The organism is Microvirga tunisiensis, assembly GCF_009296175.1.
GTDB classification, from domain to species: domain Bacteria; phylum Pseudomonadota; class Alphaproteobacteria; order Rhizobiales; family Beijerinckiaceae; genus Microvirga; species Microvirga tunisiensis.
Genome location: NZ_VOSK01000035.1, coordinates 20,857 through 43,876, shown reverse-complemented (window position 1 = coordinate 43,876; position 23,020 = coordinate 20,857). Strand labels below are relative to the sequence as shown.

Genomic DNA, 23,020 nt, shown 5'->3' with positions numbered 1-23,020 from the left:
GCGACGGAGATCTTCAGTTTCGAGGTATCCAGACCGACAAACACTTTGCTCTTCTGCTGCATGGCTCGTCCCCTGTGCGGGAGGCTCGGCGCCGGCCCATCCAGCGCAACCCTCGCTCATCGCATAGCTTGGGACGAGCCACCTCCGCCGGCAACGAACATACGGTCTGCCAGTCCCTCGACGAGCCGTTGCGCGAGCAAGTGCGGGAGAGCGTGCGCCGGCGGCTTCCGACCGGACCCGACGGCGAGATCCTGCTGGCGGTGCGGGCCTGGGCGGTGAAGGGACGGGTCGCCGGGTAGGGGCCTCGGCCCGGGTCGCGCCCCCATCCGCCGGGGCGGCGATCGAGACCGGGGCAGGGGCTGTGACGCGTCACAGCCCCTGCCCCGTCACAGCCCGTTTCAGGGGGGTGTCACAGCCCCTGTTTCAGGTTGGCAGCCGTTTGCCGCGTGTTTCATCACCGCTGCAAGCGCAATCGATCAGATTTCATCATTTGTGCTGATGCGTGGCTGAGCGTATCCCGGTTGTCTCAAATGGGACGGGAATGCCATGAGTCACGCCAGCGCCGCCATGCCCGCGCAGAACCTGAAGGGAATCGACGGGACGACCCTCGGGCTCTATGCGGCCACCGTGTTCCTGTGGGGCGTGAGCTGGATCGGCATCCGGGCGCAGCTCGGCGTCGTGGCGCCGGAGATGTCGGTGCTGTGGCGGTTCCTGCTCGCGGCCGCGCTCATGTGGGTCTGGGTGCTCGCCACCGGGCACCGGGTGCGCTTTCCGCTCGCCGATCACCTGCGCTTCGCAGCCGTGGGCTGCTGCCTGTTCTCGTTCAACTTCATCTCGTTCTATTACGGCGGTTTGAGCGTTCCCTCCGCGCTGCTCTCGGTGGTGTTCTCGCTCGCCTCCGTGTTCAACTTAGGTCTCGGCTTCGTGATCTTCCGGCAGAAGGTCGAGCCGCGGGTGGCGCTCGGCGGCGTGATCGGGGTTGCGGGAATCGTGTTCCTGTTCTGGCCGGAAATCACCGGCGCGGGCTTCAACGCGGCGGCGCTGAAAGGCCTCGGGCTCTGCGTGATGGGCACGCTGTTCTTCTGCTCGGGCAACATGATCTCGACGGTCGTGCAGCGCCGGGGCGCGCCGCTTCTCTCCGCCACCGCCTGGGCCATGACCTATGGCTGCGCGGTGCTGCTGGCGCTGAACCTCTTGCGCGGCAACGCCTTCATCATCGAGCCGACGCTGAAATACATCGGCTCGCTGCTCTACCTGTCCATCGGCGCGTCGGTGCTGGCCTTCATGTCGTACCTCACCCTGCTGCGGCGGCTCGGGGCCGCGCGAGCGGGCTACGCCACGGTGCTGTTCCCCATCGTGGCGCTCACGGTCTCGACCCTGCTCGAGGGCTATGTGTGGACGCCGCTCGCCGTGATCGGCGTCGTGCTGGCGCTCGCCGGCAACGTGCTCGTGCTGCGCCGGCCCGCGGCCAAGTGAGCGTCGTCTATTCGGCCGCGAGCGGCGCCATCGTGCGCGTCGAGCCGAGATTGTCGAGCGACTGCTTGATGTGAACGCCCAGGGCATCCGCGAGCGGGTTCTCCTCGCCGCGGGCGCGGATGAGGCCGATCTTGCACGAGGGCAGGGCCGGGAAGCCGTCGGACGGTCCGAGGATCCGCATGCCGGGGCGCACGGCGCTCTCCGGCAGGACCGAGACCGCAAGCCCCGCCAGCACGGCCGCGCCCACGGCCGTCGAGTGGTAGCTCACATAGGCGACGCGGAAGGTGCGGTCGGCGCTTTCCAGCACTTCCGTGGCCGAGTGGCGCCAGTCGCAATTGGGGCGGCCGAGCGCCAGCGGGACCGGGCTTTCCTCGTGCACCCCGTGGCGGGCCGAGGTCACCCAGAGCAGCTGCTCGATGCGCACGATCTCGGACGGGCCGCGCCGGTCCACATGGGTGATGATCGCGAGATCTAGGTCGCTGTGCTGCACCCGCTCGATCAGGTTGTGGCTGGGCTCGCACACCACCGTCACCTCGGCCTTCGGGTTGGAGCGCGAGAAGCGGGCCAGAATCTCCGGCAGGTAGCGGTCGGCGTAATCGTCGGGGAGCCCAAGGCGCACGCGGCCGGTGAGCTCGTTGTCGTTGAAGGAGGCCATGCATTCGGAATTGAGCCGCACGATCCGGCGCGCGTAGTCGAGCAGGCGCTCGCCTTCGTCGGTGAGCTTCGACAGGCGCCCGTCGCGCTCGAAGATCGTCTTGCCGACCCGGTCCTCCAGCCGCTTCATCTGCATGGACACCGCGCTCTGCGTCTTGTGCACGATCTCCGCCGCGCGGGTGAACGAACCGGTATCCGCAATGGCCACGAAGGTCCGAAGCTGGTCGATATCAAGCAGATGCATGGCGACGCCCTCATCATCAATCATGTTGATGATACATATCTCAAACAATCGTTTCAAGTGATGAAATGCCTTTGGTACGATCTTCCACATCCTGGGAAATGAATCAGGATAAACAAGGCGTTAAATGGAAGCTCATTGACAGGGGCCTCCATGAAACATCGTGGAACGCCGTGGAATGTTCGTTGGAACAGAGGCTGGTACGGTCCAGCCTCACCCCCTGGAACGCTCCTGGTACACGGGCTGCAACACGCTGTGACGCCCTGTGACACCCTGTAACGCCCGTTCCACAGCGTTCCAAAACCGATGACCTGACCGAGAGAGCAAGGAGACCTCCGATGAACCGGTCTGCATTTTCGACGACGCCCTTCTCAGGAATGGCTGCCCTGAAGCAGTTCACCCGTTCGTTCGTCGCTCTCACGCAAGCGTTGAGGCACCGCCGGGAGGTCAAACATCTCGCCGAGTTCGACGACAGGATGCTCAAGGATATCGGGTTGACGCGCAACGATGTGTCGAGCGCGCTCGCCGAGCCGTTCACGCGCAATCCGTCATGGGTGCTGATTCGAAGTGCGGAGCGACATTCCCGCGCTGAAAAGCCCGACTACTCGGCCAGGCAGGCCCGACCCGTGGTTCCCATGGTGACGCCGGTCAAGCACTGCGCCTAGGACTTCGAAGAATCCGTCTTCCAGGCATCGCTGAAGATCGATTGCAGGGACGCGAGATACTGCAACTGCATCTCGCGTCCTTTTTCCATCATCTCGTCGAAGGACGGCGAGGGTCGCGGCTCCTCCTTGGGCGCTTGCTTGGGCGGTTGCGGAATCTGCATCTGCAGAACGCTTGCCATCATGTCCTCGAACGGATTGGCATGCTTCTTCTCGGGCGCCGTCGCGGTCGTCCAGCCTGCCCAGAGATCCGCCCAAGGGTTGACGGCGCCGCTTGGCTTGTCTTTCGCGCCGTCCTTGGAGGATGCCATGGACTGGATCGCATGCGCGTGCGCCGTCATCCAATGCGACATGCCTCCCGCCATGATACCGGCGAGAACCGGCAGCAACTGCTGCATGGTCTCGGTGCTGACGCCCGCGTAGTCGGCGGCCTGATGTGCCACGCGGCGGCTGATCTCGTCGGAGCCGAAGAGCTGGTTGAGCAGCCGTCGTCCTTCCTGCTGCGCCTGCGGGGTGAAAGGGTTGCCAGCGGCCTGCCAGAAATTCTGGTAGGCGCCGCTCATCATGGATTGGAACAGGCGGGCAGGATCGCTGGACGTGGTGGCGTGCTGCAGCCCCATGGCAAAGGCCGGCATGAAGGCCGCCATGGTCTTCTGCGTCTGATCACCTGAAAGGTTAAACTGCTGCGCGAGGGAGGCCAGGGCTGCATTGGTCTGGGCTTGGCGCATCAGGTCGAACCAGTTGAACATGGCAGCCTCCTCGAATTGAAACGCCTGCGGCTCTTCTTAGGCCGGCGCATCGTTGTGTGCGACCCGAAGGGCCGCGTAAGCGAAAAACCGGATCCACATTTTGAGCCCGATGCGCCTGGAACGTCACACGGCTCGAACAGCTTGCCTCTCCAAACGCCGGATTGTCCAGAACGCAGTGATGACGGCTGCAATTCCAAACACCACGGATCCCGCGCCGATCCCCAGGAGGGCCCCCTTGGGGCCGCCGATCTGGGCCCCGAAATAGGCGAAGGGAATCATGCCCAGCGTGGCCCGTCCCCAGTTGAAGAAGGTGGAGAGCAGGGGATAGCCGAGGTTGTTGAACGAGGCGTTGGCCACGAAGACGAGGCTGACGAAGAACCAGATGAAGCCGCTGAGCTGGCAGAAGAACTGGACGATCTCGGCCGTTGCCGGCGGTGCATTGAAAGCTTGGGAGATCGGGACTCGCACGAGAAACAGGATCAGCCACATGCTGCCGACATAGGCCACCGTGAAGATCAGTGCGTCCTTGAGGGTCTGCTTCATGCGGTCATAGCGCTGCGCGCCCCAGTTCTGCCCGAGCACAGGGCCGATGGCTCCGGCGAGCGCAAAGACGCCCGCGAAGGACACGGGCGTGACCCTGTCGATGATCGCCGAGGCGGCAATCGCCTGATCGCCGAACTGCGCCATCACCCCCATGAAGAAGGCGTTGGCGATGGGAGCCGCGATATTGGTGAGGATAGCCGGGATCGCAATGGAAAAGAACGACCGCGCATCACCGGCGATCGACGTCCAGTCGGGCGGGGCCAGAAGGTGGTGGGCACGAGTGAGGTAAAGGAAGGCCACATAGACATAGGCAACGCGCGCGATGTTGATGGTCAGCGCCGCGCCGTTGGCCTTCAGGCCCAGTCCGAAGATGAGAATTGGATCGAGAACGACCGTGACGGCTGCCACGGACAGGCTGGCATACATGCTGCGCTTGGCATCGCCCGCAGCGCGCAGGACGGTGGAGAACGCCATGCCGATGGCCATAAGAACGTTCGTCGGCAGCGCGATCCAGAGGAAGCTCTTCGCGACCTCGTAGGCTTCGTCGCGTGCGCCCATCGTACCCAGGATCAACGGCAGCAGAGGCAGAATGATCAGGCTCACGAGGGCTGCGACTGCCGCCATGAGGATGCTGCACGAGGTCGCCAGGCGGCGCGCATCGTCGGGCCGGCGCGCCCCGAGGGAGCGCGAGACGAGCGCTCCGATGGGAATCATCAGGCCCACATTGATCGAGACCGTGAAGAACATCACCACTGTGGCGAGGCCGACGCCGGCCGTCAGGCTCGGATCGTGCAGCCAGGAGATGTAGAGCAGCGAAACGAGGTCGACGATGAAGATCGCAATGAGGCCGGCTGCTGCCGTTCCCGTCATGACGAGAACGTGGCGCATGGTCGAGCCGACCACGAAGCGCGGTGACTCACTCGTCATGTCGGTTTTCTTCACCGAAGGCTCAGCATCCATCACGTCACGCCTTCGCCAAGGATGTCTCGCGTCTCCGGGCTGAGGGCCCTGGCCCTGCTCGTGGGAACCGTAAGCGGTTCCGGGGTGATCTTGGCGCCCACCACGAGCTCGGCGCCGCCCATGGTGCCGACTTCCTTCTGCAGCACGAGGCGCGCGATATCGCGCTTGCGCACATCGTTGGCCGCGGAAGCCGCCGCATCGGGCTCGGTCCCGAGTTCCTCGAGCGCCGCCCGCCCGAAGACGATGGCGGATTCGAACACCTCGCGGATCTGATAATCCACATCCCGGTTCATGAGCTCGATGGCGTGAATGCGATCGAAGGCGCGCACGAAGCTGCGGGCGTTCTGGAAGTTCTCATGAATGATCTCAATGATCTTCATCATCGCTTCCTGATCGTCGATGCAGATGCAGATCATCTCGGCCTTCTCTGCACCGGCCGCGCGCAGCACGTCGAGGCGGGTGCCGTCGCCGTAATAGACCTGGAGCCCGAAGCGCCCCGCATCGCGGATGCGCTCGACATCCTTGTCTATCACGGTCGCGTGAATGCCCTGCGCCAGCAGAACCTGGTTCACGATCTGCCCGAAGCGGCCGAAGCCGATCACGAGAACGCGGCTCTCAAGCTCGCCTTCCTGACCGGGAAGTCCCTGCAGATCCGGGTCTTCCTCGTTCTCGCCGCTCCTGGCGACCATCTTCTCGACGAAGGTCGACAGGAGCGGGCCCAGCAGCATCGTGATGGCGGCGAGCGCCGTGACCGGCTGCGCCTCGGCCGGAGACATGACGCCGAGCCCCATCGCAACAGGGAGAAGGACGAAGGCGAATTCGCCCGCCGTGCACAGAAGCGTTCCCGACCGAAGGCCATCGCGCCAGCTTGCGCCGAACAGCTTCGAAAGGACGGCGATGAGAAGGCTCTTGCCGATGATGATTGCAGGTGCCGCGATGGCGAGCAGCACCCATTGCTCGCGAACGAGGGCCAGATCGATCGACATGCCCACGCTCATGAAGAACAGGCCGAGTAGCATGCCGCGGAACGGCTCGATATCGGCTTCGAGCTGGTGGCGAAAATTCGATTCCGCGAGCAGCAATCCTGCGAGGAACGCACCCATCGCCATGGAGAGGCCGACCTCCTGCATGAGCAGGGCGGCGCCGAGCACCACAAGCAGCGCCGAGGCGGTCATGACCTCGCGGGCGCCGCTGCGGGCGAGGATACGGAAGAAGGGATTGAGCCCGTAACGGCCGATCAGCACGACGGCTGTGATGCCGAGAAGCGCTTCGCCGACTGCCAGGAGGCGATCCATGAGTGAACCATGATCCGCAGCCGCCCCGGAGGCGAGAAGCGGCAGGATGGCCAGGAGCGGAACGACGGACAGATCCTGGAACAGCAGGATCGCGAAGGAGCGCTGGCCGTAAGGGGTCGGCAGATCGTTTCTCTCGCCCAGCATCTGCAGGGCGATGGCCGTCGCCGAAAGCGCGACGGCGACGCCCGTGACGAAGGACGCCTTGGGCGAGAAGCCGATGGCGTAGGCAGCGGCACCGAGGCAGAGGGCCGTCACGGTCAGCTGAGCGAAGCCGAGGCCGAAAATGTCCCGCTTCATCTCCCAGAGATGGGACAGCTTCAGTTCGAGCCCGATGATGAACAGAAGCAGCACCACGCCCAGTTCCGCGACCGTCGCGATGGTCTCCGGGTCCTCCACCAGGCTCAGGCCCGACGGGCCGATGGCGACGCCGGCCGCGAGATAGCCCAACACGGCGCTCAGTCCCAAGAGGCGGAACACGGGCACGGCCACAACCGCCGCCCCGCAGAAGGTCAGGATGGGTGGAAGGAAGCTGACGTGGGATGCGGTGGAGGCCATGAGCAATCAGGGAAATGAAGGGCTGTTGCACCTTTCTAGGGATTCTTATGGTCAAGAGCGAGCGTTTCTTGAGGGGAACAGCCCCGCTTCGTGCCTCATCGCACAGGTTCGGAAAGGCCACTCCACGTCATCACCGGCCCTGTGCCGGTGATCCCGATCCGTAAAGCACTGCGCCTCCCAGGGTCGGGATGGCCGGGACAGGCCCGGCCATGACGCCGGAGAGCGTCATCTCCGCCGCGAATAAGCGTCGCTCCCGCTTGACAGGAGGGGCCTCGTCTCGCCACATCGCCAGATCATGACGAAGCCCTCTCTCGACATTCTGCTCTGTGCCCCGCGCGGCTTCTGCGCCGGGGTCGTCCGCGCCATCGACGCGGTCGAGAAGGCGCTCGCGATCCACGGCGCGCCAGTCTATGTGCGCCACGAGATCGTGCACAACAAATATGTCGTGGAAAACCTGAAGCGGAAGGGCGCGGTCTTTGTCCGGGAGCTCGACGAGGTGCCGGATACACAGGCTCCGGTGATCTTTTCTGCCCACGGGGTCCCCAAGTCGGTGCCGGAGGCGGCGCAGGTCCGCAACCTCTTCGGGATCGATGCCACCTGTCCGCTGGTGACCAAGGTGCACCGGGAGGCGCAGGTCCACCACAAGCGCGGCCGCCACATCATCCTGATCGGCCATGCGGGGCACCCGGAGGTGATCGGCACCATGGGGCAATTGCCTCAAGGAGCGGCCACCCTGGTCGAGACCGTGGACGATATCGCCCGGCTGCAGCCTGCAGACCCGGACAATCTCGCCTTCGTCACCCAGACGACGCTCTCCGTCGACGATACCCAGGACATGGTGGAGGCCCTGAAGGCGCGGTTCCCATCCATCGTCGGGCCGCACAAGGAAGACATCTGCTACGCCACCACGAACCGCCAGGGCGCGGTCAAGCGCGTGGCGCCCCAGGTCGATGCCATGATCGTGGTGGGCTCGCCGAATTCCTCCAATTCCCAGCGTTTGCGCGAGGTCGCCGAGCGGGAAGGCTGCCCCCTGGTCCGGCTGATCCTGCGGGCCGAGGACATCGACTGGAGCCTGTTCGGCAATGTCAGAAGCCTCGGCATCACCGCCGGCGCTTCCGCACCCGAGATCCTCGTCGAGGAGATCATCGACGCGTTCGCGGCTCGCTACGAGGTGTCGGTCGAGAGCGTGTCGACGGCCGATGAGAGCGTGTTCTTTCCTTTGCCTCGCGAGCTTCGTGAGCAGGCGGCGGAGTAAGCGGTGGCGGTCTATACGGAAGTCAGCGACGAGGAGCTCTCGGCCTTCCTCGAAACCTACGATATCGGCACGGTGCTCTCCTACAAGGGCATCGCCGAGGGCGTGGAGAACACCAACTATTTCCTTCACACCACGCAGGGCTCGTACATTCTGACCCTCTACGAGAAGCGGGTGCGGGAAGGCGATCTGCCCTTCTTCCTCGGCCTCATGCAGCATCTGGCGCTGAAGGGGCTGAATTGCCCGGTGCCGGTCAACAACCGCCACGGCGAGCCTCTCGGCCGCGTGGCCGGGCGGCCCGCGGTCATCATCACCTTCCTGGACGGTATCGCGGTCCGCCGCCCCACGGCGCAGCATTGCGGCGCGCTCGGCGCTGCGCTGGCGAAGCTGCATCTGGCAGGCCGGGACTTTGCCATGCAGCGGCCCAATGCGCTCTCATTGGAAGCCTGGGCGCCGCTCTTCGCGCAGGCCGAGGCCCGGGCCGACACGGTGTCTTCCGGACTCGCCGAACGGACGCGGCGCGAGCTCGCGGGCCTGCAGGACGCCTGGCCCCGCGATCTCCCTTCCGGCATCATCCACGCGGATCTCTTCACGGACAACGTCTTCTTCATCGGAGCCGAGGTTTCGGGGCTGATCGATTTCTACTTCGCCTGCACGGATTCCTTCGCCTACGACGTCGCGATCTGCCTCAACGCCTGGTGCTTCGAGATCGACGCCTCGTTCAACCTGACCAAGGGCCAGGCAATGCTCGCAGGCTATCAGTCCGTTCGCCGGCTCGAGCCGCGAGAAGTCGAGGCCCTGCCGGTGCTCTGCCGGGGATCGGCCATGCGCTTCATGCTGACGCGGCTGGTGGATTGGCTCAACGTGCCGCCGGGTGCGCTGGTGAAGCCGAAGGACCCGCTGGAATACGACCGCAAGCTCAACTTCCACCGCCATGTGAAGCATGCGCGCGAATACGGACTCGACGCATGAGCACACCTGAGCGCGTGATGATCTACACGGACGGCGCCTGCTCGGGAAATCCTGGACCGGGCGGCTGGGCCGCGATCCTGTTCTTCAAGGGCAGCGAGAAGGAGGTCTCCGGCGGGGAGGCGCATACTACCAACAACCGCATGGAAATCCGCGCGGCCATCGAGGGCTTGAACGCCCTCAAGCGTTCCTGCGCGGTCGATCTGTTCACGGATTCCCAGTATGTCCGCCAAGGCATCACGCAATGGATGCACAACTGGAAACGGCGCGGCTGGCGCACGGCCGACAACAAGCCGGTGAAGAACGAGGATCTCTGGCGGGAGCTCGACGAAGCCGCGTCCCGGCACGACGTCGCTTGGCACTGGGTGAAGGGCCATGCGGACGATCCGACCAATATCTGCGTCGACGAACTCGCCGTTGCCGCCATGAAGCCGTTCAAGAGGCAGGGCCGGAGGGTCAGCGTCTGACCGTTTCGGCTGGTGAGGCCGGACGAGAATGACACTCTCCCACGTCATCACCGGCCTCGTGCCGGCCACGACGTTTGTTTGATGCGCAGCGCCGAGGAGGCGCTACGGTGTCATCCCCGGCGAGCCGCAGGCGAGGGAAGGGGATCCACGATCAAGCGATGAGCTGATGGATTCCCTTCCCTTCCGCTGCGCTCCGGCCGGGAATGACACCGTTGCACTCCGTTCCCGGATATGCCCTGAGAGCGATCAGAGATCCTTCATGATGTTGTCGGCGCCGGAATGCTGCGCCTTGGAGGGAGCGTCCTCCACGTTGATCGCCTTCACCACGCCGTCGTCGACAACCATGGAATAGCGCTGCGAGCGCGTGCCGAGGCCGAAGCCCGAGCCGTCCATGGAGAGGCCGATGGCCTTGGCGAAATCGGCATTGCCGTCGGACAGAAAATCGATGCCTTCGGCGCCGGAGGCCTTGCTCCAGGCTTCCAGAACGAAGACGTCGTTGACCGAGGTCACCAGGATGGAATCCACGCCCTTGGCTTTGATCTCGTCCTTCTTCTGCACGTAGCCGGGCAGATGGTTGCGATGACAGGTCGGGGTGAAGGCGCCGGGCACGGCGACGAGAACCACCTTGCGGCCCTTGAACAGATCGTCCGTCGTTTTGGCCACGGGCCCCTCCGCCGTCATGATGCGGAAGGTGACCTGGGGAAGGCGTTCTCCAACCTGGATGGGCATGGGCATATTACTCCAAAGGGATGCCGTTGAGTGCTTCATCCCTAGCGCGGTTGCCCGTTGCCGTCGAGGCTGACTTCCGTCTCGACGGACTTTCCGCCCGCCACCAGGGTCAGGCGCACGGGAACCGGGCCCGAGGCATCCTTGGGCTTTTCGTCCACGATCACGGTAAAGCGGTTCGCGTCGTCGGGCAGGGAGGTCGAGAGATACCAGTTCTCCGGGCCCTCGGCGAAGAGGGAGGGTTTTGCGCCCTCCGGAGCACGGACCGTGACGGAGAAGGCTGGCTTGTCCTGGATCGCGGGCTCGACGGAGAGGACGGACAGATCGGCCTGCGCCCCCAAGGCCTGCGGGCGCGGCACCTTCGCCAGAGCGGCCTCGATGACGCTGCGGTCCGGGCCATCCTGGGTCAGGTCGAGGGTCAGATCCGCTCGGGCCGGGATGCAGATATCCTTGCAGACCCCGTATTCGGCCGAAAGCACAAGCGTGACCGGCTTGTCCCTGTCCTTCGCCGTGACCAGGACCGGCAGAGCGACCTTCTTGCCGTACACATAGGCCACGCCCGCGGCATCCATGTGCCGGTACGGGGCGGGAAAGCGGATGTCAGCGCCGGCCACATTCTCGGATCGCGACCAGTCGAAACGGGGCGGCAGACCGGAATCGCCCGGATTGCGCCAATAGGTCTTGAAGCCCGGGTCGAGGGTGATCTCGATGCCGGCAAGCCAGACATCGCCCTGCCGGCCGCCTGAGATCAGACGGGCCTGAGAGTGAAAACCCTGGGTGACGGCGGACGGCTTGGACGGTTGCGCGACAACCGCGGCAAAGGACAAAATCGAAAAAATCGCGGCCGAAACGGTGCGGAGCATGAATGCCATGGAACTGACGCCTCCCTGACGCGCTTCCCTTATGCGTTTTATCTTCGGGTCCGCCATCCACGATCCTGTGATCAGACGGCAGGTCCGGCAAGGCAGAATTTGGAATATGGGCTCTCAGCTTCCTCCCTACGATACCGAATCCCCTTACTTGGATGGGCAGGTCCTCGTGGCCATGCCGGGCATGATGGACGAGCGTTTCGCGCGATCCGTCATCTATGTCTGTGCCCATTCGGCGGAAGGCGCGATGGGGATCGTCCTCAACCGGCCCGCCGCCAACCTGAACATGCCGGATCTGCTGGTGCAGCTCGAGATCCTTCCCGAACCGGAGCGGATCCGGCTGCCGCAAAGGGTGGGCAGCATGCAGGTGCTGATGGGAGGGCCTGTGGAGACGAGCCGGGGCTTCGTTCTCCACTCGCCGGACTTTCATCTCGCCCAATCGACCCTGCCCATCGACGACAGCATCTGCCTGACCGCAACCATCGATATCCTGCGGGCCATTGCCCGCGGCGACGGGCCGGAGAATGCCGTGCTGGCACTGGGCTATGCCGGCTGGGGCGCCGGACAGCTCGAGATGGAGCTTCAGGCCAATGGCTGGCTCAATTGCCCGGCCGACGCGGAGCTGATCTTCAACACCGCCGCCGATCTGCGCTACGAGATGGCCCTGCGCCGGATCGGGATCGAGCCGGCCATGCTGTCGATGGAAACCGGCCACGCCTAAACAGTGATGCTCTAGGCTGCCGCCGGGGCCGCGCCGACGAGTTGGCGGGCCTGCAGCGTCGACATCGGCTCTCCGAACACGGGACCCTGCGCATATTCGCAGCCGAGCTGGTAGAGCTCGATGGCCTCGGATTCGCTCTCTGCGCCTTCCGCCACGATCGCCATGCCGAGCTCATGCGCCATCTTGACGATGGAGCGCAGGATGACGGGCTTGCCGGCAGCCATCAGGCGCACGAAGGATTCGTCCACCTTGATCGTGTCGAATGGGAAGCGCTGCAGATAGGAGAGGGCGGAATAGCCCGTGCCGAAATCGTCGAGCGAGAGGCCTGCCCCGAGATCGCGCAGGCGCGTGAGCATCTGGGCCGAGTATTCCGGATTTTCCATCACGAGGCTCTCGGTCATCTCGATCTTGAGAGTGCCGGGAATAACGCCCGAGCGGGCGATGACCGTCTTCACGTCCTGCAGCAGATCGTGGCGCAGCAGGTGATGGCTCGACATGTTGACGCTGGCGAAGATCGGCGGCTCGACCTCGAGCGCGTTCTGCCAGGCGGCGAGTTCGCGCCCGGTCTGCTCCAGCAGGAAGACGCTCAACTTGATGATGAGGCCGGTTTCCTCGGCAATCGACATGAAGTCTTCGGGCCCGATGCGGCCGAGGCGCGGGTGATCCCAGCGCAGCATGGATTCGAACCCGGCGATGGTCCGGTCTTCCAGGCGCACGATGGGCTTGAACAGCACCTTCATCTCGTTGCGGTCGAGCGCGTGGCGAAGGTCGGTTTCCATCGTGAAATGGTCGCTGCGGTCCGAGCGCATGGTAGGCCGGAAGACCTCGATCCGGTCGCCACCGTGGCGCCTTGCATGAGCCATGGCGATCTCGGCGTTCCGCAGCACCTCTTCGCGCCGTGCGGCGATCTGCGGATCGTACAGGGCAATGCCGATGGAGGCGGTGAGGAAGATCTCACGCTCCGCATAGGTGAAGGGCGTCGTCACGACGCGCCGCACCATGTCGGCAAAGGAGATGATGCGATCCGGTTCGCGCTCGGAAAGCAGGATGATCGCGAACTCGTCACCCGAGATGCGCGCCAGAGTGTCCTGCGGCTTGAGCACGCGGCTCAGGCGGCGGGAGAGGGTGAGCAGCACCGAGTCGCCGGCGGCATAGCCCGCCGTGGCATTCGCATCCTTCAGCTTGTCGATGTCGATGACGAGAACGGTGGGACGCAACGAATCGTCCTGGCTGGCGTAGGTGAGGGCCGCCTCCAATCGGTCGTAGAAAAGCTGCCGGTTCGGCAGGCTCGTCAGGTTGTCGTGCACCGCGTCATAGAGCAGGCGTTCCTCGGCGGTCTTGCTGTCCATGACGTCGGCAAGAGTGCCGACTATGCGCAGCACCTCGCCGTCCGAGCCGATCACCGGGCGGGCCTTGAGGCGGAACCAATTGTGGGTGCCCGAAGAAGAACGCAGGCGGAAATCCTGGGTCAGGCGGCCCCGGCGCTGCTCGATCACCGCGTCGAGGGCGAGCCGGTAGCGGTCCTTGTCGAAGGGGTGAATCAGGTTGAGCCAGGCGGAGGCGGGGCCTTCGAGCGAGCCACGCTTGAGCCCGAGCTGATGTTCGACCTCCGGGCTGACGAAGATGTTGTCGGAAACCACGTCCCAGTCGAACACGATGTCGCCGGCACCCGTCAGGGCCAGGGCCCGGCGTTCCGTGTCGTTCACGAAGCCGCGGGTGAAGGCGCCGCCGGCAAAGGCGTGCTGCATCACGGTGAAGCCGATGAGCATGACCACCAGAACAAGGCCGCCGACGAGGGCAGGCGGGACGAGATCCGACGAGAGCTGGCCCACGACCGTGAAGCTCGCCGCCGTCACCCAAGCCACCAGAAGGAGCCAGGTCGGGACGAGCATCACGGCGCGGTCATAGCCGTGCGTCGCCAGATGGATCACGAGGACGAAGCCGATGCCGGCAACGGCCGCAATGGACATCCGGGCCACGCCCGAGGCCACCGGCGGATCGACGATGGCGAGCGCCACCATGGCTCCGAGGAACAGAAGCCAGAAGGCCGTCACGTGGCTGTAGCGCACGTGCCAGCGGTTCAGGTTGAGATAGGCGAAAAGGAAGACGAGGAGCGTTGCCGACAGCACCGCCTCCGCACCGGCGCGGTAGATCTGCTCCGTTGCCTCGCTTATCGGAAAGATGCGCTGGAAGAACCCGAAATCGATGCAGGCATAGGCCAGCACCGCCCAGGCCAAAGCCGCCGCCGCCGGGAAGATCAGGGCACCCTTCACCACGAAGACGATGGTGAGGAACAGGGCCAGAAGGCCCGCGATGCCGATAATGATGCCCTTGTAGAGCGTCAGCCCGTTGATGCGGTCCTTGTAGGCATTCGCGTCCCACAGATGGAGTTGGGGCAGGTTGTTGGAGCGCAGCTCCGCCACGAAGGTGACGGTCGTGCCCGGATCGAGAGTGATGAGGAAGATGTCCGCATCCTCGCTGTCGTCGCGGTCAGGCCTGATCCCCTGACTCGCGGTGATCGCCGCGATGCGGGTCGCGCCGAGATCGGGCCAGAGAACGCCGGAGCCGGTGAGGCGAAAGTGCGGAGCGACGAGGAGGCGGTCCACCTGCTCGTCGGTATCGTTGGTGAGCGCGAAGACGATCCAGTCGGGCCGCGTGCCGGCCTCACGCGCCTTCACGGCAATGCGGCGGACGATGCCGTCACGCCCCGGCGCCGTCGAGATCCTGATCTCGTCCCCGTCCGAGTTGTAGCGCTCGATGGCCGGGGTGAGGTCGATGGCCTTCATCTTGGGGTCGACGCGAACGGATTCCACCGCCCAGCCGGTCGACGGCAAAGCCAGCCCCAGGAATGTCGCCAAAAGAAGGGCTATGGCGAAAGATACGATCCGCAATGCTTCGGTCTTTCGTCCGGTACTAAACAGTGGAACAGGATTGGTACCGGTCAGGAGCCTTGAGAGCAAGCTGGAGCCGGGGAGGCTGACCACTTGTCCGCAGGACTCATTTGTTATCGTTACTATGTGGCCATGAGACCAGTTTGCGGCGGGATTGAGGAGAATCGCCCGTGACCAAAGGGAAGGTGTGGCGGAAAATTCAGCCCTGCAGCCCTGAGGCGATGCTGTCCAGCGATGGCAGCCCTTTGATGGGGCCGATGGCCGCGAGCGTGGGTGCGCTCTGCAGCAGGCGACGTCCGGCTTCGCGCACATGCTCTACCTCAAGAGCATCGACCTTCCTGACGATCTCCTCGCTCGCCACCACGCGTCCCCAGGACAGGAGCTGGCGGGCTACGCGCTCGATGCGGCCGCCGGGTGTCTCCAGAGCAGTGAGGAGCGCGACTTTCATCTGCGCCTTGGCGCGCACGAGTTCGATCTCGCTGATGTCCTGGGTCGCCTGAGCCATGCAGGCGAGCGTGACGTCCATCAGCTCGCGCACGTCCGAGCCTGCCGTTCCGGCGCCGATGCCGAAGAGACCGCAATCGGAGAAGGGCCAGTGGAAGGAATCGATCGAATAGGCGAGGCCCCGGGTCTCGCGCACCTCGTGCCAGAGGCGCGACGTCAATCCGCCGCCGAGCATGTGGGCGAAGAGATGGACGGCGTAATAACCGGGATCCTTGAACGAAAGGCCCGGCAATCCGAGCACCAGATTGGCCTGTTCGAGCTTGCGTGAAATCCGCCTCTCCCCGCCCGTGTAGCGTCCCGATTCCGGCTGCTGCGGGGCGACTGCGGGCATGCCGCCGAAGAGGCGTTCCGCCATGTCGACGATCTGAGCATGGTCCACATCGCCTGCGGCTGCGAGCACCATCTTGCCCGGTGTGTATTCCCGCGCCAGGAAGGCGCGGATCGTCGCCTCGTCGAAGCTTTTGATGGTGTCCGGCGTGCCGAGGATCGGACGTCCGACGGCCTGACCCGAGAATGCCGTTTCCATGAAGGCGTCGTAGATCAGGTCGTCGGGCGTGTCCTCGACGGCGGCGTATTCCTGCAGGATGACACCTTTTTCACGGGCGAGCTCGCCGGGATCGAAGGCGGAATTGATGAGAATGTCGCCGAGCACATCGAGAGCGACATCCACGTCCGCGCCGAGAACGCGGGCGGTGTAGCTCGTGTATTCGACGCTGGTCGCGGCGTTGATGTCGCCGCCCACATTCTCGATGTCTTCGGCGATCTGGCGCGCGGAGCGGCGGGCCGTTCCCTTGAACGCCATGTGCTCGATGAGGTGCGACAGGCCATGCTCATGGGGACGCTCGTGCCGTGAGCCCGTGCCGACCCAGACGCCGAGCGTCGCGGTGGCGATCTCGGGCATGCGTTCGGTCGCCACCATCAGGCCGTTGGACAGGGTGGTGATGTCGACCCGCTTCTCGCGGACGAAGTGCTGATTCATGCGGCAGCGCCTTTGACCGCCCGCGCGCGCTCGCGGATGAAGCGCTCGACCGCAGCCTGGTCGTTGGGAAGAACCGTGAAGCTCTCCTTGCGCTCCATCAGATCAGCCATGTGCGGCGGAAGTGCGGGGCGAACGCCCGTCGCGCGCTCGACCGCATCCGGGAACTTGGCCGGATGAGCGGTGGAAAGCGCCACCACGGGAGTTTCGGGATTCTCATTGAGCAAGGCGCGTCCGGCGCGGGTGCCGACGGCGCTGTGCGGATCGAGCACGTAGCCGGTCGTGCGGTAGGTCTCGGCCATTTCGGCGACGACGCTGTCCTCGTTCACGGCCCGAGCCGAGAACTCCTCGCGGATGCGCGACAGCGGCTGTGCGTCGATCATGAAAGCGTGCGACTGATTGAGGTTCGCCATCAGGCGCCGGATCGCTCCGCCGTCGCGGCCATAGGCCTCGAACAGCAGGCGCTCGAAATTGGACGAGATCTGGATGTCCATGGACGGCGAGGTCGTGGGCTGCACGCCCTTGATCTCATAGGAACCGGAGCCCAGCGTGCGGGCCAGGATGTCGTTGGCATTGGTGCCGATCATCAGCTGCTCGACGGGAAGGCCCATCCGCTTGGCGGCCCAGCCGGCGAGAATGTCGCCGAAATTGCCGGTGGGCACGGAGAAGGAAACCGGGCGGTAGGGCGACCCGAGCGCGACGGCGGCGGTGAAGTAATAGACCGCCTGCGCGGCGACGCGGGCCCAGTTGATGGAGTTCACACCGGAGAGCTGCAGCTCGTCGCGGAAGCGGGCATGGTTGAACATGCCCTTCACCATGTTCTGGCAATCGTCGAAGTTGCCCTCGACGGCGAGCGCATGCACGTTCGGCGAGGCTACTGTCGTCATCTGCCGGCGCTGCACGTCCGAGACGCGGCCATGGGGGTAGAGGATGAAGATGTCGACCTGATCCAGGCCCTTGAACGCCTCGACCGCGGCGCTGCCGGTATCGCCAGAGGTGGCGCCGACGATGGTGGCCCGCGCTCCACGGGCCTTGAGCACGTGATCCATGAGGCGGCCCAAAAGCTGCATCGCCACGTCCTTGAAGGCGAGCGTGGGGCCGTGGAACAGCTCGAGCACGAAGAGATTGTCGCCGATCTGGGTCAGCGGGCAGACGGCCGCATGCCGGAACGACGCGTAGGACTCGTCGATCATGCGTCCGAGCGTGGCCTCGGGGATGTCGCCGTCGACGAGCGGCCCGAGCACGGCCTTCGCGGCGTCCGCATAGGGCTTGCCGGCAAAGCCCCGGATCGTCTCCCGGGCCAGGGTCGGCCAGCTTTCCGGCAGGTAGAGGCCGCCGTCCCGGGCAAGACCGGTCAGCAGGGCATCGGCGAAACCGAGCGCGGGGGCTTCCCCCCGGGTCGAGACATGGAGCACGTTCGATCTCCTGGAAATCGGCCGGACATTATGGGTATGGACCGGTTGCGGCAAGCCGCATCCGGTCGCAGATTTCACGGTTTTATCCGCGCCATGGCATAGGCATCGACGAAGACCCCGCCCCGGAAGGCGAAATCCCGGTGGGTGCCTTCGATCTCGAAACCGTTACGCTTGTAGAGCGCGATGGCCGGCGCGTTGTCCACATAGACCGTGAGCTCGATCCGGCGCAGGTTCAGCCAGTCGTCGGCGATCATGATGATTTCGCGCAAAAGCCGGGAGCCGATGCCTTGGCCGCGAAAGTCGTCATGCAGACCCATGCCGAGATAGGCCGCATGGGAGCGGCGGCCGGGCAGGCGCTCGAAACCGCCCAGACCGATGATCCGGCCGTTCTTCTCTACCACGAGACTGACATTGTTGGGGCCATTGCCTTCAAGCCGTTTGCGGGTCTCTTCGGGGCTTTGATAGGGCAGGCGCAAAGTGCCCCAGCGATAGCCGGGCATATTCCCCAGCGCGGCGATTCCTTCACAATCGATAGGACGCGCCGCACGGATAACGACGTCGTCGGTGGGATTGGGCGGATGGACAGCTGGTTCTGCGTTCATGTCGCTCTCCTCTGGATGAGGCGGAGGCGAACCGAACCTTCGAGAAGCCCTGCTCGTCTCCGCAGGGCTTGCCGGGAATGCTCGACGCTTGTCTAACCGCGCAAAGCCTCTCCCGTGCGCCCTGCAAGGCCCATCGTGAGATGGGTTACGGTCATGACGAGCGTGAACATGCGAGGCATGGTATATTACAGAGGATCATAAGCCAAGCTCGTCTCGTTCGGAGAGGCTTTCGCCCGTGCGCATGACCCGGATCGACTGGATCCTGCTACCCGTTCTGGTCGGCGTGCTGGCGGGGGTGGTCGTGGGCGCGTTCCTGCTCGCGGGCTTCCTTGGATTGGGCATTCTCGGACTTATCGTCGGCGTCATGGCCCAGCGCATCGAACTCGAAAAAGATGGTGCCACCAGCAACGACATGACGACGTCCCTCTATGCGCAGCAATTCAAGGCTCAGGAAGGCATGACCCGCGCCGAGCGCGCGGAGCGGAAGGCCGAGAACGAGGCTCTTCTGGCGTGGCTGTTCGTCGCCAAGGTCGTCAGCGCCGGACTGATCATCCTCGGCTTCGGCCTCTTCGTCCTATTTCAACTCGGCTGAACCCGGTCCCTTCAACCGCCCCAGGCGAAGGCGGTAAAGACGCCGATCAGGGTCAGCGCGATGCCGAACCAGGTGACCGCGTATTGCAGATGGTTGTTCGGCAGGGTGAGCGGGGTCTGGCCGCCCCGCGGCCAGCCGCCCGGGTTGGGACTGGCATCCGCGTCGATCAGGAAGGGCGCGACACGTTCGAGATTGTGGGCCGCTGCAATCGCCTGGGGGTCGCGCGCGAACCACTGGTTCCGGGCGGGATCGTCGCTGGGCGTGAAGGGATTGCGGGCTTCGGGCGCACGCACGAGGCCGGTGACCGTCACCTCGCCCTGCGGCTGGCTCTCCGGGCGCCGGGCCGGGTCGCGCAGGTCCGTGGGCACGAAGCCTCGGTTGACCATCACGATGGAGCCGTTCGCGAGCTTCAGGGGCGTGATCAGGTAATAGCCCTGGATCGGCGCGCCCTGGCGCTCGCCGGGGGCGAGGCCGTAAACGGGGGCTTCGAACGGGTGCAGGAAGGAGCCGGTCAGCCGCACCTTGCGGAACTCGTCCTGATCGGCGCGCCAGGAGGCCCAGTCCGCCTCCGGGACGATGGCGCCGGGCTCGCCATAGGCCCGGGCCCCGATCTGCGCGATCAGGTCTTCCTTCCACGCCTTGCGCTGGAGCTGCCAGGTGCCCAGGCCGATCAGGATGGCGAGGGCGACCAGCGCCGCCAATCCGGGAACGATCAGCGAGCGGGCCTTGTGGGAGGCGGCCATCACTTCTGGAAGCGCCCTTCCTCGGCCTTGTGGTGGTATTGCAGGCCGACCAGAACGCCCTTCAGCGGACGGACGAGGGCGAGGCTCAAGACGATGCTGAGAGTGGACCACATGACGAGATGGAGCCAGATCGGCGGGGAATAGGCGAACTCGGCCCAGAGGGCGAGCGCCACCACCACGATGCCGACGATGGACATGACGAAGAAGGCCGGGCCGTCGCCGGTATCGGCGAAGGCGAGATCGAGGCCGCAGACCTCGCATTTCGTCTGAACCTTCAGATAGCCCTTGAACACATGTCCCTTGCCGCAGCGGGGGCACAGGCCCTTGAGGCCGGTGATGATGGGCGAAGGGGCGGAAGGATCGTGTGCCACGGCTTTTCTCCAAACGGTTGCCGGTCAACGAACTCCCGAGCCAATGGTGCCGGGGAGCCCAAAAAGCGAAGGGCGGCTGTAGGAGCCGCCCTTGCTGAGTTTGTTGTACTGAGCGACTTAGTGGCCGGCTGCGTGGCCGCCGAAGCCCCAGACGTAGATGGCGGCGAAGAGGAAGAGCCACACCACGTCGACGAAGTGCCAGTACCAGGCCGCGAACTCGAAGCCGAGGTGCTGCTTGGGCGTGAAGTCGCCGCGATAGGTGCGCAGCAGGCAGACGGCCAGGAAGATCGTCCCGATGATCACGTGCGCGCCGTGGAAGCCCGTCGCCATGAAGAAGGTGGCGCCGTAGATGTTGCCTTTGAAGCCGAAGGTGGCGTGGCTGTACTCGTAAGCCTGAACGCAGGTGAAGATCAGGCCCAGGATCACCGTGAGCCACAGGCCCGCCTTGAGCCCCTGACGGTCGTTCTCCAGCAGCGCGTGGTGCGCCCAGGTGACCGTGGTGCCGGAGGTGAGCAGGATCAGGGTGTTGAGGAGCGGCAGGTGCCAGGGATCGAAGGTCTCGATGCCCTTGGGCGGCCAGACGCCGCCGAGAGCCTCGACGCGGGCATAGAGCTGCGGGTCGCCGGCATAGAGGGCGGCATCGAAATAGGCCCAGAACCAGGCAGCGAAGAACATCACCTCCGAGGCGATGAACATGATCATGCCGTAGCGGTGGTGAAGCTGGACCACGCGGGTGTGGTAGCCGGTATTGGCCTCGCGCACCACGTCGGTCCACCAGCTGAGCATGGTGTAGAGCACGCCGATGATGCCCGCGCCGAAGATGAACGGACCGAGATGCATCCCGGCGATGGCGATGTCCTTCCACCAGGTCACGAACCCGGATGCCATCAGGAAGGCACTGACCGCGCCGATGAGCGGCCACGGGCTCGGTTCAAGAATGTGGTAGTCGTGGTTCTTGGCGTGGGCCTCGGCCATTTCGTGTCGTCTCCGTGCCTCGAATGTGAACTCGCTTTAAGACGTTTCCGCCCAGCTTGTCACGTCCCTTATTGCGCAATGGGTTTGGTGGATGATGTCACCTCCGCCACCGGCTTGCCCCCCTTGGAGGGGAAGTAGGTGTAGGAGAGGGTGAGAGAGGTCAGGTCCTTCACGTCGGGATCCTGCACGAGGCGGGGATCGACGTAGAATACGACCGCTGATTCCAGGGTCTCGCCCGGCTGCAGGGTCTGCTCGGTGAAGCAGAAGCATTCGAGCTTGGAGAAATAGGTCCCGGCGAGATCGGGCTGCACGTTGTAGGTGGCGATGCCCGTGCTCGCCTTGTCGCCGGTATTGGTGACCTTGTAATAGACCGTCGTGGTCTCGCCGAGCTTGACCTTGACCTCCGGCTTCTCCGGCGCGAAGCGCCAGTTCAGGCCGGGCGCGACATTGGAATCGAAGCGGACGGCAATCGTCCGGTCCATGACCTCCGAGCCGTTGGCATCGCGGACAATCGGGGTGCCGCCGAAGCCGGTGACCTTGCAGAAGAGATCGTAGAGCGGCACGGAAGCATACGCGAGGCCGACCATTCCCACGGCGACGCCGACGCAGGCGAAGGCCGTGCGGTGCATCTTGCGTTGAAGGTTGGAGGTTTCTGCCATCGATTCAATCTCACAGAGGCCGCTGCATGACGCCCGGCCCAAGCTTTGCGATCGTGACCACGTAGAAAATCAGCACGAGGGCACCGAGAATGAGCGCCAGAGCAAGCGAACGCTTGCGACGGCGCTTCTGTTCCTCGGGGGTCAGGCTATGAGGAGCTTTGTTACCGGCCATCCGATCACCCGAAGACCGGCCGGAAGAAGCCGAAGCCATGCTCCGCGAGAAGGGTCGCGAAGAGCAGGAAGAGATAGAGGATCGAGAAGCCGAAGAGTTGCTGGGCCACGCGCATGGCGGGCTCGTCCTGGCGTACGCGATAGACCTGCACCGCGAGCGCCAGCATGCCGAGGCCTCCAATCAGCGCGATGATGGCATAGGCCAGCCCGCCGAAGCCGAGAGCCACCGGGGCCAGGCCGAGCGGGGCCAGGAGAACGGTATAGGCCAGGATCTGGAAGCGTGTGGAATCGGGGCCGGCGACGTTCGGCATCATGGGAATGCCGGCGCGCTCGTAATCGCCCGACTTCACCAGGGCCAGGGCCCAGAAATGGGGCGGCGTCCACATGAAGATGATGGCGAACAGCACGACGCTGTCCCACGCGACATGACCGGTGACGGCAGCCTGCGCGACGATCGGGGGGAGGGCGCCCGCCGCACCGCCGATGACGATGTTCTGCGGCGTCGAGCGCTTCAGCCACATGGAATAGACGACCACGTAGAAGAAGATCGTGAAGGCGAGCAGCCCGGCCGCAAGCCAGTTGCTGACGAGACCGAGAATGATCACCGAGCCGACGGAGAGCGTCACGCCGAACGCCAGAGCCTCACCCGGCTGGATCTTCCCGGCCGGGATCGGACGCTTGCGGGTGCGGATCATGATGGCGTCGATATCCGCATCCCACCACATGTTCAGGCAGCCTGACGCGCCGCCGCCGACGGCAATCATCAGCAGCGACACGAACGCCACGACCGGATGAACGTCCGGATGGCTCACGACCATGCCGACGAGCGCCGTGAACACGACGAGAAACATCACGCGCGGCTTGAGAAGGGCGAAGAAGTCGGACACGTCACCCTGCGAGAGGCCTGCCGTGGCAAGTTGCTCTGCGTGGTTATCGGCCAAACTGTTCGACATGGTGCTCATGACTGATTGATCTTCCGAAA

At 64.6% G+C, this 23,020-nt stretch carries 23 protein-coding genes and 1 pseudogene; 8 read left to right on the top strand and 16 right to left on the bottom strand.

Features of this window, described 5'->3' with window-relative positions; all coding sequences use genetic code 11:
- Window positions 1-299, top strand: a pseudogene (locus FS320_RS45920) (hypothetical protein); the annotation flags it as partial.
- Window positions 300-546: 247 nt separating this feature from the next.
- Window positions 547-1,476 (top strand): DMT family transporter, encoded by a 930-nt coding sequence (locus FS320_RS12155; protein ID WP_152711815.1) that lies wholly within the window; start codon window positions 547-549, stop codon window positions 1,474-1,476.
- Window positions 1,477-1,483: 7 nt separating this feature from the next.
- On the opposite strand, the gene FS320_RS12150 is transcribed toward FS320_RS12155, so the two are convergent.
- Complete coding sequence (locus tag FS320_RS12150; protein WP_244627105.1) at window positions 1,484-2,398, bottom strand: LysR substrate-binding domain-containing protein; 915 nt, start codon at window positions 2,396-2,398, stop codon at window positions 1,484-1,486.
- 311 nt (window positions 2,399-2,709) lie between these two features.
- Here FS320_RS12150 and FS320_RS12145 point away from each other — a divergent pair, with 311 nt between their 5' ends.
- Window positions 2,710-3,036, top strand: coding sequence for a DUF1127 domain-containing protein (locus FS320_RS12145; protein ID WP_152711813.1), 327 nt, complete (start codon window positions 2,710-2,712; stop codon window positions 3,034-3,036).
- On the opposite strand, the gene FS320_RS12140 is transcribed toward FS320_RS12145, so the two are convergent.
- The 3 genes from FS320_RS12140 to FS320_RS12130 form a co-directional block, all read right to left on the bottom strand.
- A complete protein-coding gene (locus tag FS320_RS12140; protein WP_152711811.1) occupies window positions 3,033-3,782 on the bottom strand; it encodes a DUF937 domain-containing protein in 750 nt (249 codons plus the stop codon). The two genes, FS320_RS12145 and FS320_RS12140, sit on opposite strands and share 4 nt — an antisense overlap.
- Window positions 3,783-3,905: 123 nt before the next feature.
- Window positions 3,906-5,252 carry an MATE family efflux transporter gene (locus FS320_RS12135; protein WP_244627104.1) on the bottom strand — a complete coding sequence of 449 codons (1,347 nt, stop codon included), beginning with the start codon at window positions 5,250-5,252 and terminating at the stop codon, window positions 3,906-3,908.
- 32 nt (window positions 5,253-5,284) lie between these two features.
- Window positions 5,285-7,135, bottom strand: a complete 1,851-nt coding sequence (locus FS320_RS12130) for a monovalent cation:proton antiporter-2 (CPA2) family protein (protein ID WP_152711807.1) — start codon at window positions 7,133-7,135, stop codon at window positions 5,285-5,287.
- A gap of 295 nt (window positions 7,136-7,430) precedes the next feature.
- Between FS320_RS12130 and ispH the strand changes: the two genes are divergently transcribed.
- From ispH to rnhA, 3 genes are read left to right on the top strand one after another with little or no spacing between them, the layout of a single operon-like run.
- Entirely contained in the window at window positions 7,431-8,390 is a 960-nt protein-coding gene (ispH, locus tag FS320_RS12125; protein WP_152711805.1) for a 4-hydroxy-3-methylbut-2-enyl diphosphate reductase, read from the top strand.
- Between the two features lie 3 nt (window positions 8,391-8,393).
- A complete protein-coding gene (locus FS320_RS12120) occupies window positions 8,394-9,359 on the top strand; it encodes a homoserine kinase (RefSeq protein ID WP_162002945.1) in 966 nt (321 codons plus the stop codon).
- Window positions 9,356-9,823, top strand: a complete 468-nt coding sequence (gene rnhA, locus FS320_RS12115; RefSeq protein WP_152711803.1) for a ribonuclease HI — start codon at window positions 9,356-9,358, stop codon at window positions 9,821-9,823. Before FS320_RS12120 ends, rnhA begins: the two co-directional genes overlap by 4 nt.
- A 246-nt stretch (window positions 9,824-10,069) precedes the next feature.
- Here rnhA and FS320_RS12110 read toward each other — a convergent pair whose 3' ends face one another.
- Both FS320_RS12110 and FS320_RS12105 read right to left on the bottom strand, forming a co-directional pair.
- On the bottom strand, window positions 10,070-10,552 hold the full coding sequence (locus FS320_RS12110; protein WP_152711801.1) for a peroxiredoxin: 483 nt from the start codon (window positions 10,550-10,552) through the stop codon (window positions 10,070-10,072).
- Window positions 10,553-10,593: 41 nt separating this feature from the next.
- A complete protein-coding gene (locus FS320_RS12105) occupies window positions 10,594-11,421 on the bottom strand; it encodes a protein-disulfide reductase DsbD domain-containing protein (RefSeq protein WP_162002946.1) in 828 nt (275 codons plus the stop codon).
- 106 nt (window positions 11,422-11,527) lie between these two features.
- Between FS320_RS12105 and FS320_RS12100 the strand changes: the two genes are divergently transcribed.
- A complete protein-coding gene (locus FS320_RS12100; RefSeq protein WP_152711798.1) occupies window positions 11,528-12,139 on the top strand; it encodes a YqgE/AlgH family protein in 612 nt (203 codons plus the stop codon).
- 11 nt (window positions 12,140-12,150) lie between these two features.
- Here the strand turns inward: FS320_RS12100 and FS320_RS12095 are convergent, their stop codons facing one another.
- The 4 genes from FS320_RS12095 to FS320_RS12080 form a co-directional block, all read right to left on the bottom strand.
- Window positions 12,151-15,030 carry an EAL domain-containing protein gene (locus tag FS320_RS12095; protein WP_152711796.1) on the bottom strand — a complete coding sequence of 960 codons (2,880 nt, stop codon included), beginning with the start codon at window positions 15,028-15,030 and terminating at the stop codon, window positions 12,151-12,153.
- A 199-nt stretch (window positions 15,031-15,229) separates the two neighbouring features.
- Window positions 15,230-16,513, bottom strand: coding sequence for a M16 family metallopeptidase (locus FS320_RS12090; RefSeq protein WP_152711794.1), 1,284 nt, complete (start codon window positions 16,511-16,513; stop codon window positions 15,230-15,232).
- Window positions 16,510-17,925: a threonine synthase gene (thrC, locus tag FS320_RS12085; protein WP_162002947.1), complete on the bottom strand. Its 1,416-nt coding sequence runs from the start codon at window positions 17,923-17,925 to the stop codon at window positions 16,510-16,512. The genes FS320_RS12090 and thrC overlap by 4 nt, the downstream gene beginning before the upstream one ends.
- A gap of 74 nt (window positions 17,926-17,999) precedes the next feature.
- Complete coding sequence (locus FS320_RS12080; protein WP_152711792.1) at window positions 18,000-18,527, bottom strand: GNAT family N-acetyltransferase; 528 nt, start codon at window positions 18,525-18,527, stop codon at window positions 18,000-18,002.
- Window positions 18,528-18,762: 235 nt separating this feature from the next.
- Between FS320_RS12080 and FS320_RS12075 the strand changes: the two genes are divergently transcribed.
- The gene (locus FS320_RS12075) at window positions 18,763-19,119 is read left to right on the top strand and encodes a hypothetical protein (RefSeq protein WP_152711791.1); all 357 of its coding nucleotides are present in this window, start codon (window positions 18,763-18,765) and stop codon (window positions 19,117-19,119) included.
- A gap of 11 nt (window positions 19,120-19,130) precedes the next feature.
- On the opposite strand, the gene FS320_RS12070 is transcribed toward FS320_RS12075, so the two are convergent.
- From FS320_RS12070 to FS320_RS12050, 6 genes are all read right to left on the bottom strand, one after another.
- Window positions 19,131-19,862 (bottom strand): SURF1 family protein, encoded by a 732-nt coding sequence (locus FS320_RS12070; RefSeq protein ID WP_152711789.1) that lies wholly within the window; start codon window positions 19,860-19,862, stop codon window positions 19,131-19,133.
- Window positions 19,862-20,233: a DUF983 domain-containing protein gene (locus FS320_RS12065; protein ID WP_162002948.1), complete on the bottom strand. Its 372-nt coding sequence runs from the start codon at window positions 20,231-20,233 to the stop codon at window positions 19,862-19,864. The genes FS320_RS12070 and FS320_RS12065 overlap by 1 nt, the downstream gene beginning before the upstream one ends.
- A 117-nt stretch (window positions 20,234-20,350) precedes the next feature.
- A complete protein-coding gene (locus tag FS320_RS12060) occupies window positions 20,351-21,208 on the bottom strand; it encodes a cytochrome c oxidase subunit 3 (RefSeq protein ID WP_152711787.1) in 858 nt (285 codons plus the stop codon).
- A 68-nt stretch (window positions 21,209-21,276) separates the two neighbouring features.
- The gene (locus FS320_RS12055) at window positions 21,277-21,867 is read right to left on the bottom strand and encodes a cytochrome c oxidase assembly protein (RefSeq protein WP_152711785.1); all 591 of its coding nucleotides are present in this window, start codon (window positions 21,865-21,867) and stop codon (window positions 21,277-21,279) included.
- A gap of 10 nt (window positions 21,868-21,877) precedes the next feature.
- Entirely contained in the window at window positions 21,878-22,039 is a 162-nt protein-coding gene (locus tag FS320_RS45915) for a hypothetical protein (RefSeq protein WP_162866276.1), read from the bottom strand.
- A gap of 4 nt (window positions 22,040-22,043) precedes the next feature.
- On the bottom strand, window positions 22,044-23,000 hold the full coding sequence (locus FS320_RS12050; RefSeq protein WP_152711783.1) for a heme o synthase: 957 nt from the start codon (window positions 22,998-23,000) through the stop codon (window positions 22,044-22,046).
- Between the last annotated feature and the right edge of the window lie 20 nt (window positions 23,001-23,020).